Genomic DNA, 26051 nt, shown 5'->3' on the forward strand with positions numbered 1-26051 from the left:
CGGGGGATTGTAGCATTACAAAGTGGCGCTTTGATAGCATGTGAGGTCTATTCAGACAAACAAACTGGGTGACGACATTTTTGCATTGCACGCTGGAAGCAGGCACCCAATACTGTATATTCATTCAGGTTAAATTGTGTCATAATTAGCCGTTTCTGCCGTTTGTCCTTCAAACAAACCAGGCAATCCGTGTATCTTCTACCGGGAAAGGTGAATGGATAAGATCGAAGTTCGGGGCGCCCGCACCCATAATCTCAAAAACATCAACCTCGTCATCCCTCGCGACAAACTGATTGTCGTGACCGGGCTTTCGGGTTCTGGCAAATCCTCACTGGCATTCGACACCCTCTACGCCGAGGGACAGCGTCGCTACGTAGAATCGCTTTCTGCCTACGCGCGTCAGTTCCTGTCGTTGATGGAAAAGCCGGACGTCGATCATATTGAAGGCCTGTCGCCGGCGATTTCTATCGAGCAGAAATCGACCTCGCACAACCCGCGTTCAACGGTAGGTACTATCACCGAAATTCACGACTACCTTCGTTTGCTGTACGCACGCGTCGGCGAGCCGCGTTGTCCGGATCACGACGTGCCGCTGGCGGCGCAAACCGTTAGCCAGATGGTCGATAACGTGCTGTCGCAGCCGGAAGGCAAACGCCTGATGCTGCTGGCACCGATCATCAAAGAGCGTAAGGGCGAGCACACCAAAACGCTGGAAAACCTGGCAAGCCAGGGCTACATCCGCGCGCGTATTGACGGCGAGGTCTGCGACCTGTCCGATCCACCGAAGCTTGAGCTGCAAAAGAAACACACCATTGAAGTGGTCATCGACCGCTTTAAGGTCCGTGACGATCTGGCCCAGCGCCTGGCAGAGTCATTTGAGACCGCGCTGGAGCTTTCCGGCGGCACGGCCGTGGTCGCCGATATGGACAATCCGAAAGCGGAAGAGCTGCTGTTCTCCGCCAACTTCGCCTGCCCGATTTGCGGCTACAGCATGCGCGAGCTTGAGCCGCGCCTGTTCTCGTTCAACAACCCGGCGGGCGCCTGCCCGACCTGTGACGGGCTGGGCGTACAGCAGTATTTCGATCCGGACCGCGTGATTCAGAATCCCGAGCTATCGCTGGCCGGCGGCGCAATCCGCGGCTGGGATCGCCGTAACTTCTATTACTTCCAGATGCTTAAGTCGCTGGCGGACCACTATCAGTTCGACGTAGAAGCGCCGTGGGAAAGCCTGGACGCGGCCGCGCAGAAAGCCATTCTGTACGGGTCTGGCAAAGAGCCGATTGAATTCAAGTACATCAACGATCGCGGTGATACCTCCGTGCGCCGTCATCCGTTCGAAGGCGTGCTGCACAACATGGAGCGTCGCTATAAAGAGACGGAGTCCAGCGCGGTGCGCGAGGAGCTGGCGAAATTCATCAGCAACCGTCCATGCGCCAGCTGCAACGGTACCCGTCTGCGCCGCGAAGCGCGCCACGTGTACGTTGAAAATACCCCGCTACCGACTATCTCAGACATGAGCATCGGTCACGCGATGGACTTCTTCAATAACCTGAAGCTTTCCGGCCAGCGGGCAAAAATCGCTGAAAAAGTGCTGAAAGAGATTGGCGATCGTCTGAAGTTCCTCGTTAACGTCGGCCTGAACTACCTGACGCTCTCCCGCTCGGCGGAAACCCTCTCCGGCGGCGAAGCGCAGCGTATCCGCCTGGCAAGCCAGATCGGCGCCGGGCTGGTTGGCGTGATGTACGTGCTGGATGAGCCGTCTATCGGCCTGCACCAGCGCGATAACGAACGCCTGCTCGGCACCTTGATTCACCTGCGTAACCTCGGCAACACGGTTATCGTCGTCGAACACGACGAAGACGCGATTCGCGCCGCCGACCACGTGATCGATATTGGTCCTGGCGCTGGCGTACACGGCGGCCAGGTGGTAGCGGAAGGCACGCTGGACGACATTATGGCGATACCGGAGTCGTTAACCGGCCAGTTCATGAGCGGAAAACGCAAAATTGAAGTGCCAAAACAACGTGTACCGGCCGATCCGGAAAAAGTGCTGAAGCTGACCGGCGCATCGGGTAACAACCTGAAGGACGTGACGCTGACGCTGCCGGTAGGCCTGTTTACCTGCATTACCGGCGTGTCCGGTTCAGGGAAATCAACGCTGATTAACGATACTCTGTTCCCGATCGCGCAAACCCAGCTGAACGGCGCCACCATCGCTGAGCCCGCGCCATATCGCGACGTGCAGGGGCTGGAGCACTTCGATAAGGTTATCGATATCGACCAAAGCCCGATCGGTCGTACTCCTCGTTCAAACCCGGCTACCTACACCGGCGTCTTTACGCCAGTGCGTGAGCTGTTTGCGGGCGTGCCGGAATCGCGTTCACGCGGCTATACGCCGGGCCGTTTCAGCTTTAACGTTCGCGGCGGGCGCTGCGAAGCCTGTCAGGGCGATGGCGTTATCAAAGTTGAAATGCACTTCCTGCCGGATATCTACGTGCCGTGCGACCAGTGCAAAGGTAAACGCTATAACCGTGAAACGCTGGAGATTAAGTACAAAGGCAAGACCATCCACGAAGTGCTGGATATGACCATCGAAGAGGCACGTGAGTTCTTTGATGCCGTACCGGCGCTGGCGCGTAAGCTGCAAACGCTGATGGACGTCGGCCTGACCTACATTCGTCTTGGCCAGTCGGCGACGACGCTTTCCGGTGGTGAAGCCCAGCGCGTGAAGCTGGCGCGCGAGCTGTCAAAACGCGGCACCGGCCAAACGCTCTATATTCTGGACGAACCGACCACCGGCCTGCACTTTGCCGATATCCAGCAGCTGCTGGAAGTGCTGCATCAGCTGCGCGACCAGGGCAACACCATCGTGGTGATTGAGCACAACCTGGACGTCATCAAAACGGCGGACTGGATTGTCGACCTTGGCCCGGAAGGCGGCAGCGGCGGCGGGGAAATTCTCGTGTCAGGCACGCCGGAGACGGTGGCGAACTGTGAAGCGTCGCATACCGCTCGTTTCCTGAAACCGCTGTTGAAATAGCTAGGAGTACATCTGCTGTCGGAGCGCTTCCGGCAGCAGATCCACCGCCAGCTGGTAGGAGGCGTCCACCAGATAGTAAATCTGCGAGTTCGGCAGCGTACCGTCGAGGTACACGGTGCTCCAGTGCGCTTTATTCAGATGGCGACTTGGGCGCACGTCTTTATGCTGTTCGCGCAGCAGTTCTGCCAGCTCAGGGCTGGTTTTCAACGACACCGCCGGGCGGTCTTCTACATCCTTTACCATCGCAAAAAGTACGTCGGCCACTTTAATCTGTGTCGCCTTCCAATCGCTGTGTACGCTTTGTTCTGCGCCACGTTTCGCCATGCAATACTGCAGCAGTTCCGAACTGGTCATTGTTATACCCCTTAGTCTCGCCAACTGTTCTGAGCAAAAAAACATCATCTAAGTGTGCAACAAGACGCCGAAAGGATAAACCTTTCCGCGCCTGATTTTGACTAAAAAAGCATCATTTATTGATGGGGTGTTCGGAACACATTGTGGGCCGGATAAGCGCTAGTACTCGGAGTTAACGATCACTTCTTCGTTAAACGCACCCGCCTGCGGCAGTGGGCGATAGGTTGAGTTAGAGGCGCGCAGGACGCGGATACCGCGGGCTCCCACTTCACGCGCGGCGGTGATATCGTTATCGGAATCACCGTAGAACACCCTGATATTTTTCTCTTTCAGCCACTGGGTCTTCGTGTTCTGACCGGGATGGTCACCGGCAAAAATAACCGGGTTCATGTTCGCCCCGGGGATCAGGAAATCATCCTGCAGGGTCTTCGACACCGTCTCGGTTTTGGTCTGGCTGCGCCCGGTAATGAAATAGATACTGTCGCCGCGCTTGATGTGCATGGCAATCAGCGAACGGGCGACCTCTTTTGGAATGCTGAACGCATCCCAGCCGTTATTCATTTTTTCCCAGAACTCGGCATTCTTTAAGTAGTCCTGGCTGTCCGGAGAATACGTTTTCTGCCCGCGCCAGAAGCCGGGGCTGGAGAACAGCACGGTATCGTCGATATCAAAGCCGACGGCCATCGGCGGATGGCTCAGCAGACTGTTTTCAATCTGCGCCACGGATACCCAGTGGATTGGCGCCTGTTCAGCCAGTTTCGCCACATCGGTACCGGGGTAAAGCGGAGAAGGTGACGAAGCGTGAGCCGTCACCGTTGAATTCAGTGCAAATAACAAGCAGACGGCACTGAGAGCTTGCGTGATCTTGCGCATGTTTTCCCTTAATTCGTCGAGTCGTTATTGTAATAAAGTGAGTGCTACTTCAAATAAAGCCTCTGGGACCTTACCGTCTGAGGGGGGTGAAAGAAAGGAATTTCTAAGATTAATCCTGAAATAAATAGGGTGATCACATTTTGCTTCTTAAGAATCACTCTGGCTCAGCATAACGTTCCGAACCAGAGTGAGCACTTGCTTACATCACAGCAGCAAAGGCTTTTGCCACGCGCTGGACGTTGCGGCTGTTCAGTCCCGCCACGCACATACGCCCGCTGGCGATCAGGTAAATACCGAACTCATCGCGCAGACGATCGACCTGAGCGGCGCTCAGCCCGGTATAGCTGAACATCCCACGCTGCTTAAGCAGGTAATCGAAATTACCGTTCGGCATCTCTTGTTTCAGCACGTTCACCAACGCCTGGCGCATGTCGAGAATGCGCGTACGCATGCTTTCGACTTCCGCCAACCAGTTTGCCTTCAATTGCTCGTCGCCGAGCACCGCGGCAACCACCTGCGCACCAAAGTTTGGCGGGCTGGAGTAGTTGCGGCGGACGGTAGCTTTTAGCTGGCCCAGCACGCGCAGCGCCGTTTCGCTGTCGTCGCAGATAACCGAGAGGCCGCCAACGCGCTCGCCGTAAAGGGAGAAGATTTTTGAGAACGAGTTGCTGACCAGCGCCGGCAGGCCCGCATCGGCAATTGCGCGAATAGCATACGCGTCGTCGTCCATCCCCGCACCAAAGCCCTGGTAGGCAATATCAAGGAACGGAATCAGGTCGCGCGCCTTCAGCACGTCAACCACGCCGTCCCATTGCGCAGGGGTGAGATCCGCGCCGGTTGGGTTATGGCAGCACGGATGCAGCAGCACGATGCTGCGCGGCGGCAGCGCATTCAGCGCCTCCAGCAGCGCATCGTAGCGTACGCCGTTGGTCTCGTTGTCGAACCACGGATAGGTGCCAACGGTGAAGCCTGCCCCCTCAAAAATAGCGATGTGGTTTTCCCACGTCGGATCGCTGACCCAGACGCCGGAGTCCGGGAAATAGCGTTTGAGGAAGTCTGCGCCAATCTTCAGCGCGCCGGAGCCGCCGAGGGTTTGAATGGTGGCCACGCGCTGTTGCTGAAGAACCGGGTGCTCCGCGCCAAACAGCAGCGGTGCCACGGTGTGACGATAGCTGTTCAGCCCTTCCATCGGCAGGTACAGCGAAGCGCCGTGCGGCTGCGCGTTAAGGTGCGCTTCGGCATCCGCTACCGCCTGTAGCTGCGGAATGATGCCATCTTCGTTGTAATACAAGCCGATGCTGAGGTTAACTTTGTCGCTGCGCGGATCCTCTTTAAAACGTTCCATTAAAGAAAGGATAGGGTCGCCCGCATAGGCGTCAACTTTTTGAAACACGCGATGGTTCTCCAGGTTTACAGAAGGCAGGAAATAACACAATAAACCGGATAGGAAGGAAGGTCGAGCGGTTGTTGCGGTTGATGAAAAGATTGCCGGATGGCGGCGTAAACGCCTTATCCGGCCTACGACCTCTGCGCGATGGAGGCCAAATAAACTCAGCCACCACCCGGCCCACGAGCCATGCGCGATGTAGGCCGGATAAGCGCAAGCGCCATCCGGCACCCTACAGCACTAATCGATATACTTCATCGCCACCCGAGACGTCAGGCGCGTAATAAGTTCGTAAGCACTCACTTTCGTAATTTCGGCAATGCGTTCAACCGGCAGGCCCTCGCCCCACAGCGTCACCGGATCGCCGGCTTTGTCCCGCGCTTGCGGACCTAAATCGACGCAAATCATATCCATGGCGACGCGGCCAACCAGCGGCACTTCGCGGCCGTTGACCAGCACCGGCGTACCGGACGGCGCAGCGCGCGGGTAACCATCGCCGTAGCCCATCGCCACCACGCCAAGACGGGTATCGCGTTCGCTGATCCAGGTACCGCCGTAGCCGACAGGTTCGCCCGCTTTATGCTCGCGTACCGCAATCAGGCTTGAGGTCAGCGACATGACTGGCTGCATACCGAAATCCCGCCCCCAGGGCTTTTGCTCCAGCGGCGACACGCCGTAGAGGATGATGCCCGGGCGCGCCCAGTCAAAGTGCGATTGCGGCCACAGCAAAATGCCGCCGGAGGCCGCGATGGAACGCAGGCCGGGCTTGCCGTCGGTAAAGGCGGTGAAAATCGCGAGCTGCTTTTCGGTCGCGCCGCATTCCGGTTCGTCGGCACGAGCAAAGTGGCTGACGACGTTCACCGGCTGGCGCACGTTTTTGCAGGCGCTCAGGCGCTGGTAGAAGGCCTCGGCGTCTTCCGGGCGTACGCCCAGACGGTGCATGCCGGTGTCGAGCTTCATCCAGACGGCGACCGGTTCGCTCAGTTCGGCGCTTTCCAGCGCCTCAAGCTGTTCCATGTTATGCACGGCGGTATGCAGATGCTGTGCGGCAATCGTCGGCAGGTCGGTCGCGTTAAAGAAGCCTTCCAGCAGCAGAATCGGCTGGGTGATGCCGCCCTCACGCAGGCGCAGCGCCTCTTCCAGGCGGGCAACGCCAAAAGCATCGGCGTCGGGGAGCGTTCGCGCGGTCTCGAGGAGGCCGTGTCCGTAAGCGTTCGCTTTCACCACCGCAACCAGCTTGCTGGCAGGCGCCAGTTCGCGCAGACGTTGCAGGTTGTGTCGCAGAGCGCGGCGGTTAATGACTACAGTAGCCGCTTGCATTTTTATTCCTTGATAAGTATTTGCTTGAGTCACCAGATTCAGCGTTGTTATTCGTCGTCGTACTGCGGGCCAGCGTAGTTATCGAAGCGCGACCACTGGCCGTTAAACGTCAGGCGCACCGTGCCGATCGGGCCGTTACGCTGTTTACCGATGATAATCTCAGCGATGCCTTTTAAGTCACTGTTTTCGTGATAAACCTCATCACGATAGATAAACATGATTAAGTCAGCATCCTGCTCGATGGAGCCGGATTCACGCAGGTCGGAGTTGACCGGGCGCTTGTCCGCGCGCTGTTCCAGAGAGCGGTTAAGCTGCGACAGCGCCACCACCGGCACATGTAATTCTTTCGCTAACGCTTTGAGTGAACGTGATATTTCGGCGATTTCCAGCGTACGGTTGTCAGAGAGCGACGGCACGCGCATCAGCTGGAGGTAGTCGATCATGATAAGCCCGATGCCGCCGTGCTCACGAGCGATACGGCGCGCGCGGGAGCGCACTTCCGTCGGCGTCAGGCCGGAAGAGTCGTCAATGTAAATATTGCGTTTTTCCAGCAGTATCCCCATGGTGCCAGAGATGCGCGCCCAGTCTTCATCATCGAGCTGGCCGGTACGGATTTTGGTCTGGTCCACCCGCGACAGCGAGGCCAGAGAACGCATCATAATCTGTTCCGAGGGCATCTCGAGAGAGAAGATAAGGACCGGTTTATCCTGCAACATCGCCGCATTTTCGACGAGGTTCATTGCAAATGTCGTTTTACCCATCGATGGACGAGCAGCGACGATAATCAGATCCGACGGCTGTAAACCAGCGGTTTTCTTGTTGAGATCGTCGTAGCCGGTGTTCACCCCGGTAACGCCGTCGTGCGGCTGCTGGAATAGCTGTTCGATACGCGCGACGGTAGCGTCGAGCACATCGGTAATGTTTTTCGGGCCTTCGTCTTTATTGGCGCGGCTCTCGGCGATTTTAAACACCCGGGATTCAGCGAGATCCAGCAGGTCCTCGCTGGTGCGCCCCTGCGGGTTGAAACCGGCTTCGGCAATTTCATTGGCCACCGAGATCATTTCGCGAACGACTGCACGTTCGCGAACAATGTCGGCATAAGCGCTGATATTTGCCGCACTTGGCGTATTTTTTGACAATTCCGCCAGATAGGCGAAGCCGCCGACGCTGTCCAGTTGCCCCTGTCGCTCCAGCGATTCCGCGAGCGTAATCAGGTCTATCGGGCTGCCGCCTTCCTGTAAACGCCCCATCTCCGTAAAGATATGGCGGTGCGGACGGGTGTAGAAATCCTCCGCAACCACGCGTTCAGCGACGTCGTCCCAGCGCTCGTTATCCAGCATCAAACCGCCCAACACCGACTGTTCCGCTTCAATCGAGTGCGGCGGTACTTTCAGCCCTGCCACCTGCGGATCGCGGTCGCGAGCTTCGGCTTGAGGTTTGTTGAAGGGTTTATTTGCTGCCATAGTGAATGGTATTACCGAGATAAAGAGTGGGTCGAAAGATTACCACATAATTGTTCAGGAGGAAGCATGGCAACCCGTATTGAATTTAGCAAACATGGCGGCCCGGACGTGCTCAACGCCGTTGAATTCACCCCTAACGCCCCTGCCGAGAACGAAGTGCAGGTAGAAAACAAAGCTATCGGCATCAACTACATTGATACCTATATTCGCAGCGGGCTCTATCCGCCGCCATCGCTGCCGAGTGGCCTGGGTACCGAAGCCGCTGGCGTAGTCAGCCAGGTGGGCAGCAACGTTAAGCATCTCAAGATAGGCGATCGCGTGGTCTACGCGCAGTCGGGCCTTGGCGCTTACAGCTCGGTGCACAACGTCGCGACGGATAAAGTGGCTCTGCTTCCGGCAGCCATCTCCTATGAACAGGCTGCAGCTTCCTTCCTCAAAGGGTTAACCGTCTACTATCTGCTGCGTAAAACCTATGAAATTAAGCCCGGCGAACCGTTCCTGTTCCACGCTGCGGCGGGCGGCGTGGGGCTGATTGCCTGCCAGTGGGCGAAAGCGCTGGGGGCGAAGCTGATTGGCACCGTCGGCAGCGCAGAGAAAGCGAAGCGCGCGCTGCAGGCAGGTGCCTGGCAGGTGATTAACTACCGTGAAGAGAACATTGCCGAACGCGTCAAAGAGATAACCGGCGGTAAAAAGCTGCCGGTTGTGTACGACTCGGTGGGGAAAGATACCTGGGAGGCCTCGCTCGACTGCCTGCAGCGTCGCGGTCTGATGGTCAGCTTCGGCAATTCATCCGGCCCGGTGACCGGCGTGAATCTGGGGATCCTCAATCAGAAAGGCTCGCTGTTCGTGACCCGTCCTTCCCTCTACGGCTATATCACCACCTACGACGAGCGGAAAGAGGCCAGCCACGAACTGTTCTCACTGATCGCCAGCGGCATTATCAAGGTAGACGTGGCGGAAAGTCAGAAGTACCCGCTGAAGGAAGCGCGTCGCGCGCATGAGATTCTGGAAAGCCGGGTAACGCAAGGCTCAAGCCTGCTGATTCCTTAAGTGTTTTCACTGCACAAAAGACTAGGGCTTCCCGCAGGAAGCCCTTTCTTTTTTTAGTTCGGCTGTATGTAGGGTACAGCGCGATGAATTCGTTATCGGCGGTAATAGTGACAGATTTATTACGCGGATCCTACGGAGATTTATGCAAAAATATCGAGGTTGTGACACACCCCTCAATACCTCCGGTAATTGCTGCGGTACGGTGGATTTTTCGGCCCATTGATCGCCCGGATAATCCACACCGCTGCCACCGCCAGAATTAACCACGGCAGCAGCTTGATCATCATCGCAAACAATCCGCCGACGAACATCAGTACCGCCGCCACAACGAGTGCGGCGAGAATGCCAAGCAGGGAAATCCCCGTCACCAGCAGCATCACAAAAAAGCCAATCACAAATAACAGTTCCAGCATGGTCGTGCCCCCGGAAAATAGACGTTTCTCTGGTGTGACTATTACAAAAACTGTGCCAAAAATAACTTATTGATTATCAACAAAAAAGCCCCGCGACAATGCGCAGGGCGTGGTGAATTTGACCAGATTTTAGCGAAAAATTTAGCGCTTATCGGCCACCAGCTTCAGCGCATGCTCCAGTACGTTAATATCGGCCCCGGCCTTGTGCGCGTTTTCGCTCAGATAGCGACGCCATTGGCGCGCACCGGGGATGCCCTGGAACAGCCCCAGCATGTGACGAGTGATATGTCCAAGATAGGTGCCGTTGCTCAGCTCACGCTCGATGTACGGATACATCGCGCGCACCACCGCCACCGGGTCGGCATCAACGTCGGTGGCGCCGAAGATTTCACGATCGACCGACGCCAGGATACCCGGGTTTTGATAGGCTTCACGGCCCACCATCACGCCGTCCATATGTTCCAGATGCGCCCTGGCCTCTTCCAGCGATTTAATGCCGCCGTTGATGGACATCGTCAGATGCGGGAAATCGCGCTTGAGCTGATACACACGCGGGTAGTCCAGCGGTGGAATTTCGCGGTTCTCTTTCGGGCTCAGGCCTGAAAGCCAGGCTTTACGGGCGTGGATGATAAACATCTCACATTCGCCGCGGCCGGAAACCGTGTCGATGAAGTCGCAGAGGAATTCATAGCTGTCCTGATCGTCAATACCAATACGGGTTTTCACCGTCACCGGAATGGACACCACGTCGCGCATCGCCTTGACGCAGTCTGCCACCAGCAGCGCGTTGCCCATCAGGCAGGCGCCAAACATACCGTTCTGTACGCGATCGGACGGGCAACCGACGTTAAGGTTGATTTCGTTATAGCCGCGTTCCTGCGCAAGCGCGGCACACTGCGCCAGCGCCGCCGGGTCGCTGCCGCCAAGCTGCAGGGCAACCGGATGCTCTTCTTCGCTATACGCCAGATAATCGCCCTTACCGTGAATAATTGCCCCGGTCGTCACCATTTCGGTATACAGCAGCGTGTGCCGGGACAGCAGGCGCAAGAAGTAGCGGCAGTGCCTGTCGGTCCAGTCGAGCATCGGCGCGATGGAGAAACGGTGAGCGGGGAAAGTAGCGGTCGAGGATTCTGACAACATGGTGATTATTTAAGCATCCGGAAAAATGGGCGGCTACTATAGCACAAACCTTGAGCGCGGATGTAGCGAATCCCCGGTGGGTAACACGCTGGCAGCTGGGGTAAGCCTGATAAGCACAGCGCCATCAGGCGGTCCAGCGCACGTTGCCGGATGGCGACGTAAACGCCTTATCCGGCCTACAAGATCCGTGGTCAGAACATGACGCTAAGCTGCATCCCCGCCCCCCAGGTTTGCTCTTCGCCGTACAGTCCCATCAGATCGACGTGCACCCGATTAAAGGGCGCAAAGCCGACGCCGCCAGTAAAGACGTTGCTGTCGTTATTTTTTACATCAGCGCGATAACCCGCGCGCACCGCCAGCCAGTCCAGCGGGCGCACTTCTGCGCCAACGCCTACGTACTGCGACGCCTCTTCACTTTTAAAGCCCTTGGTTTGCGTCAAATCACCATCGACGCTTAAGGTCACGAGATCGGTGTGCCAGGCCCCCCCAGCGGTCACCAGTGGACGTATCTGGTAGGTATCGCGCACGCCGGCCACTTCTTTGGTATCAATATCGCGCGAGAACAGGTTTTGCCCGCTGAGCCCCACCGTCCAGCTCTCGCCAAAATCGGCAGTCATCCCGGCATCGACGTTAAAGCCCGTATCATCATTGCGATAGCGGCTGCTGTTGATGTCGTCGCTGCTGAAGTTGTAGATAGAGACGGTGTAGTTATAGAGCCAGGTTTGCTGGAGCTTCGGCGTAACGCCCAGTGAAATCGGTACGCCGCCAGGATTAAACTGACGGGCCATCGCCACGCCGTAGTCAGAGACGATCGCTGCGCGGCCAAATCCCTGTGATTTCAGATTGTTGGGATCGACCGCCAGCACGCTGGCCGGCACCGCCTGCACGCGGCGCAGCGTGTCGATGTCACCCTGGTCGATATACGAGCTGAGGCGCGCGCGCGCGTTGGCCTTTGCCACAAACGCCACCGCCAGTACATCGTTCGGCACTGCCACCACCATCCCTGCCCCCGCTTTCGCGCTGGCAGTTTTGCCCTTCAGGGATGATAGCCGATCCGCCAGATCCCCCGCCGCACCGGACACCTGACGATAACCCGGGCTGCCGGGGACAAACAGCTGCACCGGATTCACACCGTTGAGCGCTTTACGGTAGCCATTCACATCGTCGCTGATATCGTCGATTTCGCTGCGCAGATCGTCCTTATCGGATATCTGCGCGCCGATCGTCGGAAAAACCAGCGTCACCGCGTCGTCAGGCTGCGACCTGGCCAGCAGCGCGGGGTTAATCAGCGCCCCGCTGGCGTACGGCGCCGAAGCCACCCCCGTGCCACCCATCGCATCGCTTCGGGCCTCAACCCAGCCGTTTGCCGCCTCTGCCGGCCCTGCCATAATGAAAGAGACAGCGATCCCCATCAGCGAAAATTTGTCGTTTTTTTTCACAGTTTGCTCGTCTTGTTGTCTGTTATGAAACAATCCCCCCTTCGTTATCACCTGAACGGGGGCGAACTATTGCTGTGAATAACGGGACAAAAAGCGTTCTGTTCCCTTAACTGAAATTTTCTACAAGCTGGTTATTATTAATAAGCACCCTAATCTTTTATAGAAGATAAGATTACTTTCGCCCAGGTTTTCCGTCGTGCGGGCCAAAAAATTGCGGTGGGTGATCCACCCAGCGGTCTTCGCGCGTGACGGCATAAGCAGCGTTCAACGGGTAGTAAATACGGTTATGCTTTTTGTTGGCTTCACCCACCACCAGCAGCCGTACCTCTTCGCTGGTGTTGTTGATGAAGGTATGGCATACGCCGGTTCCGGCCGGAAAACCAACGCTGTCACCCGGTTCAAGTTTCCACAAATAGCCGTTAATCCACGCCTGTGGATAGCCTTCCAGCACATAGATAAACTCTTCCTCGTCGCTTTCGGCGTGCGGATACGAGGTGCGGCGGCCGGGCGGTAATCGTTCGTGGTGAATGCCGATATGCCTGAGCCCCAGCGCACGGGCCAGCGGCGCACCGATGGCAAAACGCTCGTCGCTGTCGGGATAAGTGGAGTCGTCGGGTCCTTCAACATCGCGCCAATGGCGAATACAGTCGGGTCTTTTCATCATTTTTCATCCTGAGTGTGAAGTTCACCTGCTATAACACACCTATAGCACACCTGTGGAAACTCGGTGTTTCCGGCATAACATGGTAAAGTAGGGGTTTATTTCACCCGTAACTCGAGGACGCCAATGGATAAGACCACCACGCAAGAACTGTTAGCGCAGGCTGAGAAGCTGTGCGCGCAACGCGGCGTGCGCCTGACTCCGCAACGTCTGGAAGTGTTGCGCCTGATGAGCCTGCAGGAAGGGGCGATTAGCGCCTATGACCTGCTGGACCTGCTGCGCGAGAAAGAACCCCAGGCCAAACCGCCAACCGTCTATCGCGCGCTGGAGTTTCTGCTTGAGCAAGGCTTCGTACACAAGGTGGAATCCGCCAACAGCTACGTGCTCTGTCATCTGTTCGATCAGCCGACGCATACCTCCGCGATGTTTATCTGCGATCGCTGCGGCGTGGTGAAAGAAGAGTGTGCAGAAGGGGTGGAAGATATCATGCATACGCTGGCGGCGAAAATGGGCTTTGCCCTACGCCACAACGTCATTGAGGCCCATGGCCTATGCTCTGCCTGCGTCGAGGTTGAAGCCTGCCGCGCGCATGAGCACTGTCATCACGACCATACCATTCAGTTGAAGAAAAAGGCCCGCTAACCGAGCGATTAGCGGGGGGAGTACATCCGTGTACTCCGGGCAGGAGAAGCGCGTTACCAGCGGATATTGTGGCGTTTATCCCAGCTGTCGACCTCTTTTTCTGCCTGATCTTTCGCGTATCCGTAGCGTTCCTGAATTTTACCGACCAGCTGGTCGCGTTTGCCTTCGATCACCGTCATATCATCGTCGGTGAGTTTGCCCCATTGCTCTTTCACTTTACCTTTAACCTGTTTCCAGTTACCGCCGATTTCGTCTTTATTCATCGTCGAATCCTCGATCGTCAGTGAGTGAATAGCGAAAGAGACACGTTCTTTTTCGCTAAGCGTGAGGTTAATTGTAGTCAGTCATTCTGGGTTCATTTCACTATTCGGAATCTTTAACCATTTCTCAGGAAAACCAGCTATTGTTTCGCCAATGGCGACGCCAGATATACGCCAGCGACAGCCCGCGCAGCGCGAGGAATACAGCCAGCGCCAGCCACAGCCCGTGGTTGCCGAGCAGCGGCAGCGCCAGCAGCGTTAGCGCAAAGCCTAAGGCGGCCACCGCCATACTGTTTCGCATTTCAGCGCCGCGCGTTGCGCCGATAAACATCCCGTCCAGCAAATAGCACCACACGCCGATCGCCGGCAGCACAACCTGCCAGAGCACATAGCGATCGGCAAGCTGCTGCAGTTCAGGTAGCGACGTTAACAGCGCGACAATCTGTTGCCCCAGCAGCGCGTACACCAGCGCAAAGGCCAGCGCGACCACGCCCGCCTGACGGCATGCGGCGTGCCAGACCTCCAGCAGCTTGCTGCCATCGCGCGCCCCGAAAGCCTGCCCGGAATGGGCCTCCACCGCGTAGGCAAAGCCGTCCAGCGCATAGGCTGTAAACGTCAGCATGGTCATCAGCACCGCGTTTACCGCCACCACGTCGCCGCCGAGGCGCGCACCGAAAACGGTCACCGCACCAAAGCACAGCTGTAACAGCAGGGAACGCAGCATAATGTCGCGGTTCAGCGCCAGCAGACGGCGAATGTTGCCGCGCCAGGCGTTTTTCAGCATCAGCCAACTGATGCCCCGCATCACCAGCACCTTGCGGACCATCACCAGCCCGACCAGCAGCGTGGCGTATTCGGCAAGCGCCGTCGCCAGCGCCGCCCCCTGTACGCTCATGTGCAGCCCCATCACCAGCCATAGGTCGAGCACGATATTCAGGACATTGCCCACCACCAGTAAAACAACCGGCGCACGAGCGTACTGTACGCCCAGCAGCCAGCCCAGCAGCACAAGGTTAGCCAGCGCCGCGGGGGCGCTGAGCCAGCGGATGGTCAGAAAACGCCGCGCCTGCTCCAGCACCTCGCCGCTGCCGCCAACGATGGAGAGCGCCAGATTGATCAGCGGCGTTTTCAGCAGAATAATCAGCAGCCCGGCCCCCAGCGCCAGCATGAGCGGCTGCACCAGCGCGCGAGCCAGCGCCTGCGGATCCTTCGCACCAAACGCCTGTGCCGTCAGACCGGTCGTGCTCATGCGCAAAAACAGCAGCAGCATAAACAGGAAGCTGGTCGCGGTCGCGCCAATCGCCACCCCGCCCAGATAAACAGGGCTATCGAGATGACCAATCACGGCGGTGTCCACCAGCCCGAGCAACGGGACGGTAATGTTGGAGAAAATCATGGGTAGCGCAAGGCGCCACAGGGCCTTATCGGCGGAGGTAAGTAGCGGCATGAGTGTCGACCAGAAAGGAAAAAGACGGCGATACGGGGCGTATCGCCGTCATGAGAAAGCGGGTGTTACAGCCATTCGCCGTTGCGAATAACGCCAACGGCCAGTCCTTCGATCGAGAAATTCTGCTGGCGCAGATCGACCACGATAGGTTTAAATTCGCTGTTTTCCGGCAGCAGTTCGACGACGTTACCCTGTTTTTTCAGGCGTTTCACCGTCACTTCTTCATCAATGCGCGCGACCACAACCTGGCCGTTACGCACGTCCTGCGTTTTATGCACGGCAAGGAGGTCGCCGTCCATAATACCGATGTCTTTCATCGACATGCCGCTGACGCGAAGCAGGAAGTCGGCGCTGGGTTTAAACAGCGAGGGATCGACCTGATAATGACCTTCGATATGCTGCTGCGCCAGCAACGGCTCACCCGCCGCGACGCGGCCCACCAGCGGCAGGCCCTCTTCTTCTTCCACCAGCAGGCGGATACCGCGAGAAGCGCCGGATACAATCTCAATGACACCTTTACGCGCCAGCGCTTTCAGGTGCTCTTCAGCCGCGTTCGGGGAACGGAACCCCAAGCGCTGAGCAATTTCCGCACGCGTCGGCGGCATGCCCGTCTGGCTGATATGATCCCGGATGAGATCAAACACCTCTTGCTGCCTGGTCGTTAACGCTTTCATTCCGCCCCCTGGGTGTATATACAGTTATGCTGTGAGTATATACAGCTAGTGTCTATTTTGAAACCATAAAACGCACGAAATCAGGCAGTTTTCACAGCTTTAGTGGAAATGCGCCCACAGCAGCATGCCCCAAGTGATCAGCGCGACAAAAATCGCCAGCAGCACCGCCGCCGACCCCATGTCTTTTGCCCGTCCGGACAGTTCGTGATACTCCGAGCCAATGCGATCGACTACGGCTTCCAGCGCACTATTGAGAATTTCCACTATCATCACCAACAGGACGGAACCGATAAGCAGCACGCGGGTAATCGCATCGACATCCAACCAGCAGGCGATGATAATCGCCAGCACCGACGCGACGCCCTCCTGGCGGAATGCGGCTTCGTTGATCCACGCCGCGCGAAATCCTTTCCAGGAATAGCCCGCTGCTTTGATGATTCGGGTGAGCCCGGTGGTATTATTGGCCATCTCAAGAACCTTTTTTGTTATTACGTCAATGACAATGCGAGTTATGCAGCGGTAGAACAGAAATTCTGCTGACTTTCTGATATTCTTGCCGCGCATTTGCATGATTAACCAGAGGCTTTACATCGTTTATGTCCGGCTGGCCACGAATTTACTACAAATTACTGAATTTACCATTAAGCGTACTGGTAAAAAGCAAGTCTATTCCGGCAGAACCTGCCCAGGAACTGGGGCTCGATACGTCGCGCCCGATTATGTACGTCCTGCCTTATAACTCTAAGGCCGACTTGCTGACGCTGCGCGCCCAGTGCCTGGCGCATGATTTACCCGATCCGCTTGAACCGTTGGAAATCGACGGCACTCTGCTGCCGCGCTACGTGTTTATTCACGGCGGCCCGCGCGTGTTCACTTACTACACGCCAAAGGAAGAGTCGATCAAGCTGTTCCACGACTATCTCGATCTGCACCGCAGCAATCCGGACCTGGATGTGCAAATGGTGCCGGTTTCCGTGATGTTCGGGCGCTCTCCGGGCCGCGAAAAAGGCGAGGAAAATCCGCCGCTGCGTATGCTCAACGGCTTCCAGAAATTCTTCGCCGTCTCCTGGCTTGGTCGCGATAGCTTCGTGCGCTTCTCGCCGTCTGTGTCGCTGCGCCGCATGGCCGACGAACACGGCACCGATAAAATCATCGCCCAGAAGCTAGCACGCGTTGCCCGCATGCACTTTGCCCGTCAGCGCCTGGCTGCGGTTGGCCCGCGCCTGCCGGCACGTCACGACCTGTTCAAAAAGCTGCTGGCTTCGAAAGCCATTGCGAAAGCGGTCGAAGATGAAGCGCGCAGCAAAAAAATCTCCCATGAAAAAGCACAGCAGAATGCGATTGCGCTAATGGAAGAGATTGCGGCTAACTTCTCCTACGAGATGATTCGCCTGACTGACCGTATCCTCAGCTTCACCTGGAACCGTCTGTACCAGGGCATTAACGTCCATAACGCCGAGCGCGTACGCCAGCTGGCGCACGACGGCCATGAAATTGTCTATGTGCCCTGCCACCGTAGCCACATGGACTACCTGCTGCTCTCTTACGTGCTCTATCATCAGGGCCTGGTGCCGCCGCATATTGCCGCCGGTATCAACCTGAACTTCTGGCCAGCCGGTCCGATTTTCCGTCGTCTGGGCGCGTTCTTTATTCGCCGTACCTTTAAGGGTAACAAGCTTTACTCCACCGTGTTCCGTGAATACCTTGGCGAGCTGTTCAGCCGCGGCTATTCCGTCGAGTACTTCGTGGAAGGCGGGCGCTCGCGTACCGGCCGTCTGCTGGACCCGAAAACCGGCACCCTGTCGATGACCATTCAGGCGATGCTGCGCGGCGGTTCCCGACCTATCACCCTGGTGCCGATTTACATCGGCTACGAGCACGTGATGGAAGTGGGTACCTACGCCAAAGAGCTGCGCGGCGCGACGAAAGAAAAAGAGAGCCTGCCGCAGATGCTGCGCGGGCTGAGCAAGCTGCGCAACCTCGGCCAGGGCTATGTCAACTTCGGCGAACCGATGCCGCTGATGACCTACCTGAACCACCACGTGCCGGAATGGCGCGAGTCTATCGACCCAATCGAAGCCGTGCGTCCGGCATGGCTGACGCCGACCGTCAACAAGCTGGCAGGCGAGCTGATGGTGCGTATTAACAACGCCGGTGCGGCGAACGCGATGAACCTGTGCTGCACCGCGCTGCTGGCCTCGCGCCAGCGTTCGCTCACCCGCGAGCAGCTGACGCAGCAGGTAGAATGCTACCTGGCACTGATGCGCAATGCGCCGTATTCACCGGATGCCACCGCGCCGAAAGCCACCGCCAGCGAGCTTATCGACCATGCTCTGCAGATGAATAAGTTCGAAGTCGAGAAAGACACTATCGGCGACATCATTATTCTGCCGCGCGAGCAGGCGGTGCTGATGACCTATTACCGCAACAACATCGCGCACATGCTGATCATGCCGTCGCTGCTGGCGGCCATCATGACCCAGCATCGTGAGATCTCTCGCGAGCAGGTGCTGAGCATCATTGGTACGCTGTACCCGATGCTCAAAGCTGAGCTGTTCCTGCGCTGGGATCGCGAGGCGCTGCCGTCGGTGATGGACACCCTGATTGCCGAAATGGTCCGTCAGGAGCTGATTACCGAGCAGAACGGCAACCTGCGGATTAACGCTTCGCACTCCCGCACGCTGCAACTGCTGGCCGCTGGCGCACGCGAAACGCTGCAGCGCTATGCGATCACCTTCTGGCTGCTGAGCGGCAACCCGTCGATGAACCGCAGCACACTGGAGAAAGAGAGCCGTACGCTGGCACAGCGTTTGTCGGTGCTGCACGGCATCAACTCGCCGGAGTTCTTTGATAAAGCGGTGTTCTCCTCGCTGGTGCTGACGCTCCGCGATGAGGGTTATATCAGCGACAGCGGTGACGCCGAGCCGGAAGAGACGATGAAGGTTTACCAGATGATGGCGGGCCTGATTACCTCGGACGTGCGCTTGACGATTGAGAGCGTAACGCAGGAAGAGGCGGCGCAGTAAAAACAAAAATCCCCGGTCAGAAAGCCGGGGATTTTTTTATCGCGTGGTGACCGAATGCCACGCCTGATGGCGCTGCGCTTATCAGGCCTACACACGCGAGTGGCAGCGTAGCCCGAATAAGGCGTTTACAGGCCGCATTTAAAACTGCCAGTAGCTCATCGCCAGGCCAATAAACAGCACCAGCCCCACGTAGTTATTGTTCATAAACGCCTGGAAGCACGGGCCGCGCTCGCGGTGGCGAATCAGTTTCTGCTGGTACACAAACAGCGCACCGGCGATCAGTATCGACCAGTAGAACGCCCAGTGCAGGCCGTTGAGCCAGCCAATCGCCACCATCAGCACCAGCACGCATGCCTGCAAAATACCGATAATCAGGCGGTCATTGTCGCCGAACAAAATCGCCGTGGATTTGATGCCGATTTTCACGTCATCGTCACGGTCTACCATCGCGTACTGCGTGTCGTAAGCCACCGCCCACAGAATATTCGCCAGCAGCATCAGCCAGCAGCTCAGCGGCAGCGTCTCGCTCACCGCCGCGAAGGCCATCGGAATCGACCAGCCAAACGCCGCCCCCAGCACCACCTGCGGCAGGTGGGTATAACGCTTCATAAACGGGTAAACCCACGCCAGCGCCAGCGCCGCGATTGACAGTAAAATGGTCATCGCGTTGAGCGTCAGCACCAGCAGGAAGGAAAGCGCCACCAGCACGATAAACAGCGTACGGGCCTCTTTCTCCGTGACCGCCCCGCTCGGCAACGGTCGATTTGCCGTCCGTTTGACGTGACCGTCAAATTTACGATCCGCATAGTCGTTCACTACGCAGCCCGCGGCGCGCATCAGCCATACGCCCGCCACAAAGACCGCCAGGATCCACAGCGGCGGCACACCCGGCGAGGCGACCCACAGCGCCCACAGCGTCGGCCACAGCAGCAGCAGCGCGCCGATCGGTTTGTCCGTGCGCATCAGCCGATGGTAGGCCAGCAGCTTATTCTGCTTCAGACTCCACTCCATTCTTTTTTTCCTCTCAGTACAGCGGCGATGCCGGTAAAAACAGCTCGGTTAACAGCAGCGGTTTACCGCTTAAGCGGAGGCGGGAACGACGCCCCCACAGCGCATCATGACGACCTATCTCAATAAAATCTCGCGTCAGCGTTGACGACGTAAACAGGTAGCGACCCAGCGGCGTTTGCCCCAGGTTTTGCAGCGCCAGCTCCGGCCCGCAGAGGGTCGACTCTGGCACCACGGTGCGCCCGGCAAGCCACGGTTCACCGCCGACGCACAATAATATTTCCCGCAGCCAATAGCGAGCCTCTTCTGGCAGCAGATGCTGCTCAGCCGCCAGCGAGTCGCGGCTGACAAATTCTTCATTTAATAGCGTGACGCTGACGGGTTTCCCGAACTGCTCAAACCGTTTGGTCATGGAATCTTCCAGCATCAGCCAGTCGCGCTGAGCGGGTTCAAGCGGGGGAATGACGTCAAAATAGCGCAGCGCGCGTAGTTGCGTCAGTGCAGAGTGCGACATGCCTGTCTCTCCAATACAAAGCGTTTCGCCATTGTATCGCAGAAAGTCGCGTGAGGGGGTGCAGGAATGGTCAAATACGATCATTAGCGCAACAGCAGTGCAACAGTTTGCGTTGCGCGATAAAAAAGGTGCGCCCACAAGGGCACACCGAAAGGCTTCGCCTAAACATCAGCGCTGCGGGGAGAACTTACCCCTTGCCTTTTACAGCGCCGATAAAGGTGGAACGAGCAGATTTAGAGCCCAGGCGCTCGGCTTCATTCATCAGCTTGAGGGCTTTATCGATATCCCCTTTCGCTACCGCCTGTTTAATTCCGTTGTTGAAATAGCTTTCCGTATCATCCAGCATCGGTTCCGCCTTCGCCGCTGGCGCTGCAACTGGGGCTGCCGCTGGCGCGCTGTAGGCCGGTGCCGCCGTGTTGCCGACGGTGACCGGCGCCGGGCCGGAAGAGCCGAACAGCGGGCCAACCAGCACGCTGGAGCTGCTGTTGGTTTTCACTTTCAGCTTCACTAAGCCGTCGGTAATGTGTTTGGCTACCGGGTCCGGAATATCCGGTACGGCGTTACCGGTGCCTTTCGCGTAGGCTTTTGCCGGGTCCAGCAGAGTCGTGGTCTGCTGGAGATCTTTCTCGGTCGTAAAGACCAGGACATACAGCTTCTGCTGGCCCAGCGCTGGCGTCAGGCGCATCACCCCTTCCAGACGGTCGGCGCTCATCACGCCCGGTGCCTGGTAGGTGAAGTAGCTGCTGGGGAAGAAGGCAGAAGGCGTCATGTTCTGATCGAGAATCAGCACGTTTGGCGCAAATACGTTAGTTTGCTTGTTGACTTCACTGGTCAGGGTCAGCGTCAGTTCACCGATGTTAGCCGGGACGCTGTAGGCCGCCACGTTGCCGGTGATACCAGGAACGTTCAGGCTCTGACCGCCGGTCGCAAGCTGGGTGGACTGCACTTTGGATTGGTCTACCGGCGTCCAGGTCAGCTGCTGAAGCGCAGAGGTTGGAATCGTCGGGGCGGCGCTGGTGTTTTGTGGCACATAGTTGACGTCGGCGAGGCTGATGCCCGGGACGCTCGCCATTAATCCAGCAGATAAGCAGAGAGCAACGAGACTTTTTTTCATTTTCATTATGATGACCTCAGAATGCGGAGTTCTAGCGGTAGCCAGGCAATAGCGCGCTAAACCTCAAGGAACAGAGGGGCTTACGCCCCTCGTCGGTTGTTACGTCAGGTTAGTGCTGAATTACCACCAGATTTCCATCTGAGCACCGAAGGACCACTCATCGCTGTCGCCACGGCTGTAGGTTTTCGCGCTGGTATCTTTGTAAGCGATACCGTTGTCATAACCCCATTTCTCATCCCACTTCGCGTAGGTTGCGAACACGCGGATGGCCGGACGGGACCAGATGCTGTCGCCAGCCTGCCACTGTTGCGCCAGGGTGATTTTGTACTGGTTGTTGGTGTCGCCGGTACGCTGAGACTTCACGTTGTCGTAACCCACTTCCATCAGGGTACTCATGATTGGCGTCCATTTGTACATTGGACGAACGCCGACGGTCCACCACTTGGTGCCGTTACCGTCGTCACGGTCGATATTCTGGTACATACCGACGTACATCAGGTCAACTTTGTCGCCCAGGGAGATTGCGCCGTGGTCGAGGATACGCCACATGTCGCCATCGTTATTGATCTTGTTGTTTACAATACCGATTTCGGTATCTTTGTTGTAATCGTTACCGGTGAAGGAGCCCTGAGACTGGCCTTTACCCTGAGTGGTCATCGAGTCAGTTGCGTACTGAACAACAAACTTGTTGTAGCCTTTCAGCATGCTCTGAGTGTGTTCTGCAGTGAACATCCAGCCGTCTTTTGACGCGCCGTCAGCGAGGCTGTAGCCGTCGGTGTAGTTCGCACGACCGTAGTCAACGCCCAGCTCCAGCACGCCGTCCGGGTTGGTTTCCAGACCGGCTAAACGAACGTCAAACACGTCGTTGGCAGTATCTTTGTAGTTCTTGTAGGTGTTGTTGCTGGTGAAGATGTAAGAACCACCGGCTTCCTGAGAACGGGTCGCTGCCAGAGACAGTTTACCAAAGCCCAGATCGACGTTTTCAATACCTGCACCAGGACCCGAGATATCCCAGTAGTAGAAGTCGATCATGTGAACGTCATGACGCTGGTAGAAACGCTTACCGGCCCAGATGGTGGAGCCTGGCAGCCAGTCAATCAGGTTTTTACCCTGGACGTTCGCTTCACGGAACGCCGGGTCAGTCGCTTCCCAGTCGTTCTGCTGTGCGACGGAGTAAGCCACGTTGGTGTCGAAGTAGAAGCTCTTATCGCCTTCTTTCCACACTTCCTGGCCTAATTTCAATTCGGCATAGGTTTCACATTCGTTACCCAGACGGTATTTACTTTGAGCACCGGTTGCCTGGAAACACTGTTGTTCGCCACCGCTACCCGTCCAGCCGATGCCGGAACGCGCGTAGCCATGAAAATCTACGGCCATTGCCTGAGCAGACATAATGCCTGCTGCGACGGCAACCGCCACGGGGAGTTTGCGCAGAGTAATCATCATTCTATCTCCTGAGATCATTGCTTTTCTTTTTTAACATTTCACCCCGTATCGCCTTATCGCTAGCGACGTGGGGGTTAGATGTTTACTTTTTATGGGGCCTTTAAACGCCGGGCTCTTTATGCAGCCGACGACATGCGGTGCCATCCTCACGGAACAGATGACAGCGCTCTGGCGGCAAGCCAATGGCGAATGTGGCACCCTCTTCTACCAACACCACGTCGTTCTGGCGGTAAACCAGGTTCTGACGAATGGCGGGGATCTGGATATGAATTTGCGTTTCGTTGCCCAGCTGCTCGACAACATGCACCACGCCTTCCAGCGTCACATCGGCGATGTGGCTCGGCATCAGGTGCTCCGGGCGAATGCCCAGCGACATGTTGGCGCCAACCTGCACGTTGTTACTCTCAACCGGCAGCCAGATTTGCTGATGGTTTGGCAGCTCAACCTGGACCTGTTCGATGGCGGTGGCGGTGACTTTGACCGGCAGGAAGTTCATCTTCGGCGAACCAATAAAGCCCGCGACAAAGCGATCGGCCGGATAGTGATACAGCTCAAGCGGTTTACCGACCTGCGCAACGCGACCCGCGTCCAGCACCACGATTTTGTCGGCCAGGGTCATGGCTTCGACCTGATCGTGGGTCACGTAAATCATCGTGCGGCCCAGACGTTTATGCAGACGGGAGATTTCAATACGCATCTGTACGCGCAGCGCGGCGTCCAGGTTAGAAAGGGGTTCATCCAGCAGGAACACGCGCGGCTCGGCCACCAGAGTACGGCCGATAGCGACACGCTGACGCTGACCGCCGGACAGGGCCTTCGGTTTACGTTCCAACAGATGGGCTAATTGCAGAACTTCAGAAACCTGATTAACGCGCTGGTTGATCACTTCTTTTTTAGCGCCGGCCAGCTTCAGGCCAAAAGACATGTTCTCGGCAACGGATAAATGGGGGTACAGCGCATAAGACTGGAACACCATCCCCACGCCGCGTTCGGCGGGCGGAACATCGTTCATGCGGGTTTCACCGATGAACAGATCGCCGCTGGTGATGGTTTCGAGACCCGCGATCATACGCAGCAACGTCGATTTGCCGCAGCCGGACGGCCCGACAAACACCACGAACTCCCCTTCCTGGATATCGAGGTTGATATCTTTTGATACCACCACGTCGCCCCAGGCTTTCGTTACATTGCGTAGCTGTACGTTCGCCATGCCCTTCTCCCTCGTTACAACTTGTCACCAAACGACACATTCAAGATGAACCTGACTATGCAACACACATCATTGAGGTGAATCCTCCACCCCCCCTGTTTTTTATGGGGGAGGAGACGGGAGGATGAGAAGGTGCGCTCTGCCCCCGGCGGCGCAGCCTCCGAACGAAAATCGTGACGGGGCCGACAAAAAACGGCGCTTTTTTTTGTGCGCTGAGACTCATAACCGGGGTTTATGTTACAGCGATCACATTAATCACCCTTGGGGCGTAGAGGTCAGGAGGATGGAAAGGGGTTGCTAAAAAAGGAAACTCAACGACGTTAAACCACCTCTGTGTATCCACGAGTACATCACCTAGAAAGGACGGGATATATGAAAATCAAAACTGGCGCTCGCATCCTCGCGCTGTCCGCATTGACCACGATGATGTTTTCCGCCTCTGCTTTGGCAAAAATTGATGAGGGAAAGCTGGTTATCTGGATCAACGGCGACAAGGGCTATAACGGCCTGGCCGAGGTAGGTAAGAAATTCGAGAAAGATACGGGCATTAAAGTGACCGTAGAACATCCGGATAAGCTGGAAGAAAAATTCCCACAGGTTGCCGCAACCGGCGACGGCCCGGATATCATCTTCTGGGCGCATGACCGCTTTGGCGGCTACGCGCAGTCTGGTCTGCTGGCGGAAGTCACCCCGGACAAAGCCTTCCAGGACAAACTCTATCCGTTCACCTGGGACGCCGTACGCTACAACGGCAAGCTGATTGCTTACCCGATTGCGGTAGAAGCGCTCTCCCTGATTTACAACAAAGACCTCGTGCCTAACCCGCCGAAAACCTGGGAAGAAATTCCTGCGCTGGATAAAGCGCTGAAGGCGAAAGGTAAATCTGCGCTGATGTTTAACCTGCAAGAACCGTACTTCACCTGGCCGCTGATTGCCGCCGACGGTGGCTACGCGTTCAAATTTGAGAACGGCAAGTACGACGTCAAAGACGTGGGCGTGGACAACGCTGGCGCGAAAGCGGGCCTGACCTTCCTGGTTGACCTGATCAAAAACAAACACATGAACGCCGATACCGATTACTCCATCGCTGAAGCCGCCTTCAACAAAGGCGATACCGCGATGACCATCAACGGTCCGTGGGCGTGGTCAAACATCGACAAGAGCAAAATCAACTACGGCGTGACGCTGCTGCCAACCTTCAAAGGCAAGCCGTCTAAACCGTTCGTCGGTGTTCTGAGCGCCGGTATCAACGCCGCGAGCCCGAACAAAGAGCTGGCGAAAGAGTTCCTCGAAAACTACCTGCTGACCGACCAGGGCCTGGCAGAAGTGAACAAGGACAAGCCGCTGGGTGCCGTTGCGCTGAAATCCTTCCAGGATCAGTTAGCCAAAGACCCGCGTATCGCGGCCACTATGGATAACGCCCAGAAAGGCGAAATCATGCCGAACATCCCGCAGATGTCTGCATTCTGGTATGCCGTTCGTACCGCCGTCATCAACGCCGCCAGCGGTCGTCAGACCGTCGATGCTGCGCTGAAAGACGCGCAGGGTCGTATCACCAAGTAATGCTGTC

23 protein-coding genes are annotated in these 26051 nt (G+C 57.0%); 5 read left to right on the forward strand and 18 right to left on the reverse strand.

What is annotated here, in order from left to right; all coding sequences use genetic code 11:
• Nucleotides 1-214 precede the first annotated feature (214 nt).
• On the forward strand, nucleotides 215-3040 hold the full coding sequence (gene uvrA, locus H7R56_RS22800) for an excinuclease ABC subunit UvrA (RefSeq protein ID WP_106928560.1): 2826 nt from the start codon (nucleotides 215-217) through the stop codon (nucleotides 3038-3040).
• On the opposite strand, the gene H7R56_RS22805 is transcribed toward uvrA, so the two are convergent.
• The 5 genes from H7R56_RS22805 to dnaB all read right to left on the reverse strand — a co-directional run bounded on the left by H7R56_RS22805 (nucleotide 3041) and on the right by dnaB (nucleotide 8437).
• Nucleotides 3041-3394: an MmcQ/YjbR family DNA-binding protein gene (locus H7R56_RS22805; RefSeq protein WP_106928562.1), complete on the reverse strand. Its 354-nt coding sequence runs from the start codon at nucleotides 3392-3394 to the stop codon at nucleotides 3041-3043.
• 159 nt (nucleotides 3395-3553) lie between these two features.
• Complete coding sequence (gene aphA / locus H7R56_RS22810) at nucleotides 3554-4267, reverse strand: acid phosphatase AphA (RefSeq protein ID WP_182928430.1); 714 nt, start codon at nucleotides 4265-4267, stop codon at nucleotides 3554-3556.
• A 199-nt stretch (nucleotides 4268-4466) separates the two neighbouring features.
• A complete protein-coding gene (gene tyrB / locus H7R56_RS22815) occupies nucleotides 4467-5660 on the reverse strand; it encodes an aromatic amino acid transaminase (RefSeq protein ID WP_106928566.1) in 1194 nt (397 codons plus the stop codon).
• A gap of 234 nt (nucleotides 5661-5894) precedes the next feature.
• Nucleotides 5895-6974, reverse strand: a complete 1080-nt coding sequence (gene alr / locus H7R56_RS22820) for an alanine racemase (protein WP_106928568.1) — start codon at nucleotides 6972-6974, stop codon at nucleotides 5895-5897.
• Between the two features lie 47 nt (nucleotides 6975-7021).
• Nucleotides 7022-8437 (reverse strand): replicative DNA helicase, encoded by a 1416-nt coding sequence (gene dnaB, locus H7R56_RS22825; RefSeq protein ID WP_106928570.1) that lies wholly within the window; start codon nucleotides 8435-8437, stop codon nucleotides 7022-7024.
• 66 nt (nucleotides 8438-8503) lie between these two features.
• On the opposite strand from dnaB, the gene H7R56_RS22830 reads away from it, so the two are divergent.
• A complete protein-coding gene (locus H7R56_RS22830; protein WP_106928572.1) occupies nucleotides 8504-9487 on the forward strand; it encodes a quinone oxidoreductase in 984 nt (327 codons plus the stop codon).
• Between the two features lie 173 nt (nucleotides 9488-9660).
• On the opposite strand, the gene pspG is transcribed toward H7R56_RS22830, so the two are convergent.
• From pspG to H7R56_RS22850, 4 genes are all read right to left on the reverse strand, one after another.
• Nucleotides 9661-9900, reverse strand: a complete 240-nt coding sequence (pspG, locus tag H7R56_RS22835; RefSeq protein WP_106928574.1) for an envelope stress response protein PspG — start codon at nucleotides 9898-9900, stop codon at nucleotides 9661-9663.
• 141 nt (nucleotides 9901-10041) lie between these two features.
• Nucleotides 10042-11040 (reverse strand): tRNA dihydrouridine(20/20a) synthase DusA, encoded by a 999-nt coding sequence (dusA, locus tag H7R56_RS22840; RefSeq protein ID WP_106928576.1) that lies wholly within the window; start codon nucleotides 11038-11040, stop codon nucleotides 10042-10044.
• Nucleotides 11041-11231: 191 nt separating this feature from the next.
• Nucleotides 11232-12452: a conjugal transfer protein TraF gene (locus tag H7R56_RS22845; protein WP_374956749.1), complete on the reverse strand. Its 1221-nt coding sequence runs from the start codon at nucleotides 12450-12452 to the stop codon at nucleotides 11232-11234.
• Between the two features lie 199 nt (nucleotides 12453-12651).
• Nucleotides 12652-13140: a cupin domain-containing protein gene (locus tag H7R56_RS22850; RefSeq protein ID WP_106928657.1), complete on the reverse strand. Its 489-nt coding sequence runs from the start codon at nucleotides 13138-13140 to the stop codon at nucleotides 12652-12654.
• A 126-nt stretch (nucleotides 13141-13266) separates the two neighbouring features.
• On the opposite strand from H7R56_RS22850, the gene zur reads away from it, so the two are divergent.
• Nucleotides 13267-13782, forward strand: a complete 516-nt coding sequence (gene zur, locus H7R56_RS22855) for a zinc uptake transcriptional repressor Zur (RefSeq protein ID WP_106928580.1) — start codon at nucleotides 13267-13269, stop codon at nucleotides 13780-13782.
• 53 nt (nucleotides 13783-13835) lie between these two features.
• On the opposite strand, the gene H7R56_RS22860 is transcribed toward zur, so the two are convergent.
• The 4 genes from H7R56_RS22860 to H7R56_RS22875 all read right to left on the reverse strand — a co-directional run bounded on the left by H7R56_RS22860 (nucleotide 13836) and on the right by H7R56_RS22875 (nucleotide 16631).
• A complete protein-coding gene (locus tag H7R56_RS22860) occupies nucleotides 13836-14045 on the reverse strand; it encodes a CsbD family protein (RefSeq protein WP_106928582.1) in 210 nt (69 codons plus the stop codon).
• A 124-nt stretch (nucleotides 14046-14169) separates the two neighbouring features.
• The gene (gene dinF / locus H7R56_RS22865; protein WP_106928584.1) at nucleotides 14170-15489 is read right to left on the reverse strand and encodes an MATE family efflux transporter DinF; all 1320 of its coding nucleotides are present in this window, start codon (nucleotides 15487-15489) and stop codon (nucleotides 14170-14172) included.
• 65 nt (nucleotides 15490-15554) lie between these two features.
• A complete protein-coding gene (lexA, locus tag H7R56_RS22870) occupies nucleotides 15555-16163 on the reverse strand; it encodes a transcriptional repressor LexA (RefSeq protein WP_064546646.1) in 609 nt (202 codons plus the stop codon).
• Between the two features lie 99 nt (nucleotides 16164-16262).
• Nucleotides 16263-16631: a diacylglycerol kinase gene (locus tag H7R56_RS22875; protein WP_106928585.1), complete on the reverse strand. Its 369-nt coding sequence runs from the start codon at nucleotides 16629-16631 to the stop codon at nucleotides 16263-16265.
• Nucleotides 16632-16759: 128 nt separating this feature from the next.
• Here H7R56_RS22875 and plsB point away from each other — a divergent pair, with 128 nt between their 5' ends.
• Nucleotides 16760-19189, forward strand: coding sequence for a glycerol-3-phosphate 1-O-acyltransferase PlsB (gene plsB, locus H7R56_RS22880; RefSeq protein ID WP_106928587.1), 2430 nt, complete (start codon nucleotides 16760-16762; stop codon nucleotides 19187-19189).
• A gap of 138 nt (nucleotides 19190-19327) precedes the next feature.
• Here the strand turns inward: plsB and ubiA are convergent, their stop codons facing one another.
• The 5 genes from ubiA to malK all read right to left on the reverse strand — a co-directional run bounded on the left by ubiA (nucleotide 19328) and on the right by malK (nucleotide 24481).
• Nucleotides 19328-20200, reverse strand: a complete 873-nt coding sequence (gene ubiA, locus H7R56_RS22885) for a 4-hydroxybenzoate octaprenyltransferase (protein ID WP_106928589.1) — start codon at nucleotides 20198-20200, stop codon at nucleotides 19328-19330.
• A 13-nt stretch (nucleotides 20201-20213) separates the two neighbouring features.
• A complete protein-coding gene (gene ubiC, locus H7R56_RS22890) occupies nucleotides 20214-20711 on the reverse strand; it encodes a chorismate lyase (RefSeq protein WP_106928591.1) in 498 nt (165 codons plus the stop codon).
• Between the two features lie 187 nt (nucleotides 20712-20898).
• Entirely contained in the window at nucleotides 20899-21831 is a 933-nt protein-coding gene (gene malM / locus H7R56_RS22895; protein WP_106928593.1) for a maltose operon protein MalM, read from the reverse strand.
• A 114-nt stretch (nucleotides 21832-21945) separates the two neighbouring features.
• Nucleotides 21946-23271 (reverse strand): maltoporin, encoded by a 1326-nt coding sequence (locus H7R56_RS22900; protein ID WP_106928595.1) that lies wholly within the window; start codon nucleotides 23269-23271, stop codon nucleotides 21946-21948.
• A gap of 100 nt (nucleotides 23272-23371) precedes the next feature.
• Nucleotides 23372-24481 carry a maltose/maltodextrin ABC transporter ATP-binding protein MalK gene (malK, locus tag H7R56_RS22905; RefSeq protein WP_106928597.1) on the reverse strand — a complete coding sequence of 370 codons (1110 nt, stop codon included), beginning with the start codon at nucleotides 24479-24481 and terminating at the stop codon, nucleotides 23372-23374.
• Nucleotides 24482-24853: 372 nt separating this feature from the next.
• Here malK and malE point away from each other — a divergent pair, with 372 nt between their 5' ends.
• The gene (gene malE, locus H7R56_RS22910) at nucleotides 24854-26044 is read left to right on the forward strand and encodes a maltose/maltodextrin ABC transporter substrate-binding protein MalE (protein WP_106928598.1); all 1191 of its coding nucleotides are present in this window, start codon (nucleotides 24854-24856) and stop codon (nucleotides 26042-26044) included.
• The last annotated feature ends 7 nt before the right edge of the window (nucleotides 26045-26051 follow it).

Source organism: Klebsiella sp. WP3-W18-ESBL-02 (assembly GCF_014168815.1).
GTDB classification, from domain to species: Bacteria; Pseudomonadota; Gammaproteobacteria; order Enterobacterales; family Enterobacteriaceae; genus Kluyvera; species Kluyvera ascorbata_B.